Annotated in this window: 6 protein-coding genes; 1 reads left to right on the top strand and 5 read right to left on the bottom strand. The window is 70.4% G+C overall.

All coding sequences use genetic code 11. The features are described from left to right. The 5 genes from mptB to VFO68_RS12635 all read right to left on the bottom strand — a co-directional run. Positions 1-1,174: polyprenol phosphomannose-dependent alpha 1,6 mannosyltransferase MptB (gene mptB, locus VFO68_RS12655; protein WP_325158439.1), on the bottom strand; the 1,174-nt coding region annotated here is incomplete at its 3' end. An 82-nt stretch (positions 1,175-1,256) separates the two neighbouring features. Further along, positions 1,257-2,906: an ABC transporter ATP-binding protein gene (locus VFO68_RS12650; protein ID WP_325158438.1), complete on the bottom strand. Its 1,650-nt coding sequence runs from the start codon at positions 2,904-2,906 to the stop codon at positions 1,257-1,259. Between the two features lie 58 nt (positions 2,907-2,964). After that, positions 2,965-3,846 (bottom strand): ABC transporter permease, encoded by an 882-nt coding sequence (locus tag VFO68_RS12645; protein WP_325158437.1) that lies wholly within the window; start codon positions 3,844-3,846, stop codon positions 2,965-2,967. A gap of 118 nt (positions 3,847-3,964) precedes the next feature. After that, positions 3,965-5,002: an ABC transporter permease gene (locus VFO68_RS12640; protein WP_414635493.1), complete on the bottom strand. Its 1,038-nt coding sequence runs from the start codon at positions 5,000-5,002 to the stop codon at positions 3,965-3,967. Between the two features lie 21 nt (positions 5,003-5,023). Further along, positions 5,024-6,835 (bottom strand): ABC transporter substrate-binding protein, encoded by a 1,812-nt coding sequence (locus VFO68_RS12635; RefSeq protein ID WP_325158435.1) that lies wholly within the window; start codon positions 6,833-6,835, stop codon positions 5,024-5,026. A gap of 102 nt (positions 6,836-6,937) precedes the next feature. Here VFO68_RS12635 and VFO68_RS12630 point away from each other — a divergent pair. Next, positions 6,938-7,714: M55 family metallopeptidase (locus VFO68_RS12630; RefSeq protein ID WP_325158434.1), on the top strand; the 777-nt coding region annotated here is incomplete at its 3' end.

Here is a 7,714-nt window from a genome sequence, read left to right as displayed (position 1 = left end):
CCAGCCACCACTGCCGGACCATGAACACCAGCAGCAGCAGCGCGCCGAGCGCGCGGACGATGTTGACCACCCAGGACTTGTTCACGTCGACGAAGATGCCGATCAGGGTGTGGATCAGCTCGCCGATCCCGGTGGGGATGGACAGCCAGTTGACGATCTTCGACGACGACCCGAGGGTGAACACCCAGCCCAGGTCGAGGCCGGCGGCCAGGGTGAGCGCGGCGAACGTCAGCACGAACGTGGCCAGCGACACGCTCACCGCGCGCAGGAAGTTGCGCAGCGGGGTGGAGCGCAGGTGCCCGGCCCACACCCAGACCAGGAACGGCAGGGCGATCACGGCGGTTGCCTTCACCGCGGCGGCCATGGTGACCAGCACGATGCCCAGCACGTGCCGGCGGTCCAGCACGCACAGCGTGCCGGCGGCGAGCAGGCCGACCATGATCAGGTCGTTGTGCGGGCCGCCGATCAGATGCACGACCATCATCGGTCCGGCGACCACCAGCCAGAGCGTGACCGGCAGCCGCCCGCCGAGGTGGCGCACCAGGCCGGGCAGCGACCACAGCAGCAGGCCCAGTCCGAGCATCATCACCAGGCGCATCACCACGACGCCGAGGATCAGGTTGGCGCCGGTGACCCAGACGACGCCCTTGGCCAGCAGGAGGAACAGCGGCCCGTACGGGGCCGGGGTGTCCTGCCAGAACGAGTGCACGTTCTGCACCACGTGCTCGATGTCCAGCGCGACCGGACCGAACACGTAGGGGTCGAACCCGTTGAGGACGAGCGCACCCTGGGCGATGTAGGAGTAGACGTCCCGGGTGAACAGCGGCGGCGAGAAGACCAGCGGCAGGGTCCAGCAGGCCGAGGCGATCAGCACGGCCCGGGTGCCCACCCGTTCGGCCAGCACGTGCCGGCCCAGCCGCACCCACGCCCAGACCAGCAGCAGGAAGCCCAGGTAGATGATCATGGTGGCCAGTGCTTTGCCGTGCCCGTAGCGCACCCAGGACAGCGGCCCGCGACCGATCAGCGGGTCGTGCACCAGGGTCGCGGCGGCGCCGAGTGCGCAGACCAGGATCATCAGGCTGCCGACGGTGCCCAGCATGATCGTGCGGAGCGGGAGCGGGCTCGGTTGCCGCGGGGTCTGCTCCGCTGTGGTCGAGCTGCCGTCAGAGCCCACCGGATCTGCTACGTCTGACGACGAGTCGGTCGAGGTGGCCATCGCGGCTTGAGATTACACAGTCGGTTGCGGGGCCCTACTCTCAACGGCGTATTTCGTCGGCGGCGGCCGACTCCGGCAGCGCGGCGAGCAGCGCCCGGGTGTAGTCGTGCCGCGGGTCGGCGAGCACCTCGTCCACCGGACCGGACTCGACCAACTCGCCGTGGTACATCACCGCCACCCGGTCGGCGATGTTCCAGGCCAGGCCCAGATCGTGGGTGATCACCAGCGCGGCCAGGCCCAGCCGGGCGCGCAGCCGCAGCAGCAGCCCGAGGATCTCGCCGCGCACCGAGGCGTCCAGCGAGGCGACCGGTTCGTCGGCGACCAGCAGCCTCGGCTGCAGGGCCAGCGCGCCGGCGATCACCACCCGCTGGCGCTGCCCGCCGGACAGTTGCCGGGGCAGCACCGGCATGAACTCCTCGGGCGGACGCAGTTCGGCGGCGGCCAGCGCGGCGGCCACCTGTTCGCGCTCGTCGCCGGGCAGCCGGTGGATGCGCAGGCCCTCGGCGACCGCCTCGTAGACGCTGTGCCGGGGGTTGAGAGCGCTGGTCGGGTCCTGCAGCACCAGTTGAACCTGCCGGCGGTAGGCGCGCAGGCCGCGGGCGGTGGCCGGCACCGGAGCGCCCTCGAAGATCACCCGGCCGCTGGTCGGCTGCTGCAGGCCGAGGATCGTGCGGGCCAGGGTGGTCTTGCCGGACCCGGACTGGCCGACCAGGGCGAGGATCTCACCGGGTCGCACCTCCAGGTTCACCCCCGCGACGGCGTGGGTGACCTCCCGGTCGCGGCCGTGGAAGGTGACCCGCAGGTCCTCGGTCGCCAGCAGCGGCGCGGTGCCGGCCGCCGGCGCACCGGCCGCGGCGTCCGGCAGGCCAAGCGGGCTGGTGGTGGCCGGCGCGTACCGGGAGGCCGGGTCGCCGACGGTGGGGAAGGCGGCGGCCAGCGCGCGGGTGTGCGGGTGCTGGGGGTCGCGGATCAGCGACCGGGACTCGCCCTGCTCGACGAGCTCGCCCTGGTACATGATCGCCAGCCGGTCGCAGGTCGCGGCCAGCACGGCCAGGTCGTGGCTGATCATGATGAGGCCGAGGTGGTGCTCGGTGACCAACCGGGTGAGCAACTCGAGCACCTGGGCCTGCACGATCACGTCCAGGGCCGTGGTCGGCTCGTCGGCGATCACCAGCTTGGGCTGGCAGGCCAGCGCCATGGCGATCATGATCCGTTGCTTCTGGCCGCCGGAGAGCTCGTGCGGGTAGGCGTTCGCCTTGGCGGCCGGCAGTTCCACCTGGGCGAGCAGTTCGCGCACCCGGGCGCGCACCGCCGCCGGGCCGGGCGGTTCCTTGCTGTGCAGCAGGATCGGCTCGGCGATCTGGTCGGCCACCCGGCGGACCGGGTTGAGCGCGTGCATGGCGCCCTGGAACACCATCGAGGCGCCGGCCCAGCGCACCGCGCGCAGCCGGCCCCAGGACATCGTGCGCACGTCCTCGCCGTCGAGCAGGATCTCGCCGTCCACCTGGGCGGTCTTGGGCAGCAGCCGCAGCACCGACATGGCCAGGGTGGACTTGCCGCAGCCGGACTCGCCGGCCAGGCCCAGCTTCTCCCCCGGTGCGAGCCGCAGGTTCACCCCGCGCACCGCCGGCACCTCGGAGCGGGCCCCGGCGTAGCGGACCGAAACGTCCCGTAGTTCGAGCAGCGTCATCTCACACCTCGTGGCTTGCGTGCCGCCGGAGTTCGCCGATCGGGTCGCCCGTGCGCGTTCACCTGTGCGCCTTCAGGTTGGGGTTGACCACGATCTCCAATGCCCTGCCACACAGTGTGAAGGACAGCACGACCAGCACGATGGCGATGCCCGGCGGGAGCAGGTACCACCAGGCGCCCGCGGTGACCGAGCCGGTGTCCACCGCCTGTTTGAGCATCAGGCCCCAGGACTCGTTGGCGGGGTCGCCCAGTCCGAGGAAGGCGAGCGTGGACTCGGCGATGATCGCGCTGCCGACCGCGAGCGTGGTGTTGGCCAGCACCAGCGGAAGCACGGCCGGGAACACGTGCCGGACCAGCACGTGCTTGTGTCCGCCGCCGAGCGCCTGGGCGCGTTCGATGTACGGCCGGGCCTCGATGGTCAGGGTCTGGGCGCGCACCAGCCGGGCGGTGGACGGCCACGAGGTGACCCCGATCGCCAGGATGATCGTGGCGAGGCTGCGGGACAGCATCGTGGACAGCGCGATCGCCAGCACCAGCGCGGGCAGCACCAGGAAGAAGTCGGTCACCCGCATCAGCACCGCGGACACCCACCGGCCGAAGTGCCCGGCCAGCATGCCGACCACCGTGCCGATGCCCACCGTCAGCACCGCCGCGGCCACGCCGACCACCAGCGAGACCCGGGCGCCGTAGATGGTGCGGTCCAGCACCGACCGGCCGGCATGGTCGGTGCCGAGCGGGAACTCCGCGCTGGGCGGTTCGAGCACGTCGCCGGGGGCGGTGACCACCGACAGGTCCGCCTCGCTGATCCACAACGGCGCGAGCAGGGCCAGCAGCACGAACACCGCCAGCATGGCCAGGCCGAGCATGCCGGAGCGGTTGCTCGCGAACTCGCGCCACAGCCGGCCCGCGGCGGACCGGCGGCGCTGCCAGACGATGTTCATGACTGGCCCGCCTCCCCGGAATTTACCGTGGTGGTCACGTTGGGTCGGCACCATCGATTTCGCCGCGTGCCAGTGGCTGAGTCGCGTCCCGGTCCCCTTGGGTGCGGTTGGCAGCTGCTCATGTCCGCCGTACCCGAGGGTCGAAGAACCGGTAGGCGATGTCGGCCAGGACGTTCATCACCACGACGGCGCTGGCCAGCACGATCATCGAGCCCTGCAGCAGTGGGTAGTCCGGGAACCCGATCGCCACGTAGGTGAGCAGGCCCAGCCCCGGCCAGGTGAACACGGTCTCCACCGTGACCGCGCCGGCCACCAGCAACCCGGTGTGCAGGAAGATGATCGTGATGGTGGGCAGCAGCGCGTTGGGCACCGCGTGCCGGCGGCGCACCTGGTCGTCGGTGAGTCCCTTGGCCCGGGCCGTGGTCAGGTAGTCGGCGTTCATCTCCTCCAGCAGCGAGGAGCGCATCACCATCAGGTACTGGGCGTAGACGACCGCGGTGAGCGTGACCGCCGGCAGCACCAGGTGGTGCGCGACGTCGAGCACCGCCGGGCCGAACCCCTCCACCCCGCCCGGGGTGTTCATCCCCGCCGTGGGGAACAGGTCCAGGCCGACCGAGAACACCATCAGCATGATCAGGCCGAGCCAGAACGTGGGCACCGACCACAGCACCAGGGCGCTGCTGGTGGACCACCGGTCGAACCGGCCGCCGTGCCGCCACGCCGCCCGGGTGCCCAGCCACAGGCCCAGGGCCACGGAGAGGATCAGGGCGGTGCCGGTGAGCAGCAGGGTCGGCCCGAGCCGGGTGGCGATCAGGTCGCTGACCGGCTGCTTGTACTTGAACGAGGTGCCCAGGTCGCCGTGCAGCAGGTCGCCGAGGTAGTCGAAGAACTGGGTCAGCAGCGGCTGGTCCAGGCTCCATTCGGCCTTCAGCCGCTCGATCTGCTCCAGGCTGGTCTGCGAGTCCCCGGTGAGCGCGCGGATCGGGTTGCCCGGCAGCGCGCGGAACAGGAAGAACCCGAGCACCACGACCAGGAACAGGCTCACCAGCCCACCGGCGATCTTGGTGAGGACGAACCGGGCGGTGCCGATGGCACGGCTCCGCCCGGTCGCCTCGTCGCCGGTGAGCTCAACGACCGGTTCGGTCGTGACCGGCATGTCGGTCATGTGAAGGCGCTCCTACTCGCGCTCGTCGGCGCCGGCCTTGCGCCGCCGGGTCACCAGGAACACGGCGCCGACCAGCAGCACCGCCGCGCCGCCCACGATCGCGATCACCGCGCCGGTGGACAGCCCGCCGGAGTCGTCCGTGGCGGTCTCGGCGCCCACCGGGGTGGCCCGGAAGTAGCTCCAGTAACCGCTCTGGTTGGCGATGATCCCGCCGTTCTCCGGCTGGGTGGTGAACGGCTGGAACCGGTCGGAGCGGTAGGCCTCGAGTTGCTTGTCGTAGGTCAGCACCAGCGCGGCCACCTTGTCGTACAGGATGCCCTGCGCCTGCTGGACCAGGTCCTTGCGCCTGGTCTTGTCCAACTCGGCCTGCTGCGCGGCGTAGAGCCGGTCGAACTCCGGGTCGCAGAAGTTGGAGTCGGCCAGGTCGGTGCCGACCACCGCGCAGGTCTGCTGGGCCAGTTGGTAGTCCGGGTCCGGGCTCACGCTCCAGCCGCTGAACGACAGGTCGAAGTTGCCGGCCGTGGTGTCGTCGTTGACCTGGTTGGACGCCTTGAACTCGGTGGTGACCCCGACGCCGATCTGGGTGAACCAGCCCTTGACGAACTCGGCCATCTGCTGGCGCTGGGTGTCGTCGCTGGTGACCAGCAGCCGCAGGTTGATCGGGTTGCCCTGCTTGTCGGTGCGGACCCCGTTGGCGCCCTTCGGATACCCCGCGGCGTCCAGCAGCGAGTTGGCCTTGCCCAGGTCGAAGCCGTGCTTGGCGGAGTCGTCGGGCTGGTAGGTCCAGTCCGGGAACACCGGCGGGATGACCGAGGTGGCCGGGACCGCCAGGCCCTGGAACACCTTGTCGATGAGGGTCTGCACGTCGATGGCGCTGGCCAGCGCCTGCCGGAACTGCGGGTCCTTGAGCACCGCGGCGCCGTTGCCGAACGGCGAGCCGTCCTTCTTCGGGTTGCCCGGATTCATGATGATCTCGGTGTAGCGCCGGTTGTTGCCGGCGCTGGTCTTGATGGTCGACTCGCCCTGCAGCGCCTTGTACTGGTTGGCGGTGAGCCGGTAGACGAGGTCGACGTCACCCTTGCGCAGGCCCTGCACGGCGGCGTCGGTGCTCTCGTACTTCACGTACTGCAGCCGGTCGATCTTGGGCCGGCCGCGCCAGAACTTGTCGTTGGCCTCCAGCGTCGCGGACTGGCCCTCCTGGTAGGCGGTCAGGATGAACGGGCCGCTGCCGACCACCGGGAACTTCTCGGTGTTGGTGAAGCCCTTGATGTCCTTGACGTCCTTCCAGAGGTGCTCGGGAACGATCGGGACCTCGGAGGTGGAGCCGAGCATGGACGCCTGCGGCGCCTTGGTCTTGATCTCCACCGTGCGGTCGTCGGTGGCCTTGACCGACTCGAAGTTGGCCACCGCGACGCCGTTGGCGGTCGCGGCGTCCTCGTTGGTGAGCATCAGGTTGTAGGTGAAGGCGACGTCCTTGGCCGTGATCGGCTGGTCGTCCGACCACTTCAGACCCTCGCGGATGTGGAACTTCCAGGTCAGGTTGTCGCTGGAGGTCTCCCAGCGCTCGGCCAGGCCGCCCTCCGGCGTCGAGTCCTTGGACCCGTTGATCGTGAGGAACTCGTACATGTTGCGGCCGAGCTGGGTGGACACCAGTAGGGTCGCCTGGAACGGGTTCAGGGTGTCGATGTCACTGGTGTAGGCCACGCGCAGCGTCACGGGCTCTTGGGCGTGCGCCTCGGGGGTGCCGGACGGGGCCGCGAATGGAGCCGTGACCAGGGCGGACACCACCAGCACGACGCCGGTCGCCCATCGTCTCAACGGCACGGTGATCACCTCTTCCTCGGGTGGGTTGCAAAGAAGTAACCACCTACCAGCCTAGAAAGTCAACGAGTGTCCGCAAGTCATGCCAAGAAGTAACGTGTCCGCATGCGGATCATGATCTCGGCGGACATGGAGGGCGCCACCGGTGTCACCTGGAGCGCCGACGTGGCACCCGGCACCGAGCAGTGGCAGCGCTTCCGCCGGATGTTCACCGGCGACGTCAACGCCTGCGTGGCCGGGTTGCACGACGGCGGCGCAAGCGACGTGCTGGTCAACGAGGCCCACGACACCCAGCGCAACCTGCTGCTCGAGGACCTCGACGCCCGGGCTCGGATGCTCACCGGCCGGCACAAGCCGCTGTCGATGATGCAGGGCATCGATACCGGCATGGACGGCGTGGTGTTCCTCGGCTACCACGCCGGCGCCGGGGTGGACGGGGTGCTGTCGCACACCTACCTGCCCAACTCCATCACCGGGGTCTGGCTGGACGGGGTCGCGGCCAGCGAGGGCCGGCTCAACGCGGCACTGGCCGCCGAGCACGGCGTGCCCGTCCTCCTGGTCACCGGCGACGACCTGACCTGCGCCGACGCCGCCGACTACGCTCCCGGCGCGCGGCTGGTGGCGGTGAAGGAGTGCGTGAGCCGCTACGCCGCGATCTGCTCGCCGCCCAGCCGGACCGCCGCGGAGATCACCGCCGCGGCGGCCGCCGGGATGGCGGCGGCCGGTGCCACCGAGCCCCGGCCGGGCCCGCACCGCATCGAGATCGAGTTCGACGCCACGCACCTCGCCCAGGCCGTCGCCGTGATCCCGACGGTCGAACCGGCCGGTGTTCGGCGAGTGGCGTTCGACGCGCCGACAATGACTGAGGCGATGAAGGCGTTC

Origin of the sequence: Actinophytocola sp. (assembly GCF_035712165.1) — a bacterium.
Classification (GTDB): domain Bacteria; phylum Actinomycetota; class Actinomycetes; order Mycobacteriales; family Pseudonocardiaceae; genus DASYTH01.
The sequence above is the reverse complement of the archived record's forward strand: the minus strand, read 5'-3'. Positions and strand labels throughout refer to the sequence as shown.

Excerpts from the sequence above, each read along its gene's own strand:
- VFO68_RS12650 (WP_325158438.1), bottom strand. The coding sequence starts at position 2,906 with ATGACGCTGCTCGAACTACGGGACGTTTCGGTCCGCTACGCCGGGGCC.
- VFO68_RS12645 (WP_325158437.1), bottom strand. The coding sequence starts at position 3,846 with ATGAACATCGTCTGGCAGCGCCGCCGGTCCGCCGCGGGCCGGCTGTGG.
- VFO68_RS12640 (WP_414635493.1), bottom strand. The coding sequence starts at position 5,002 with ATGCCGGTCACGACCGAACCGGTCGTTGAGCTCACCGGCGACGAGGCG.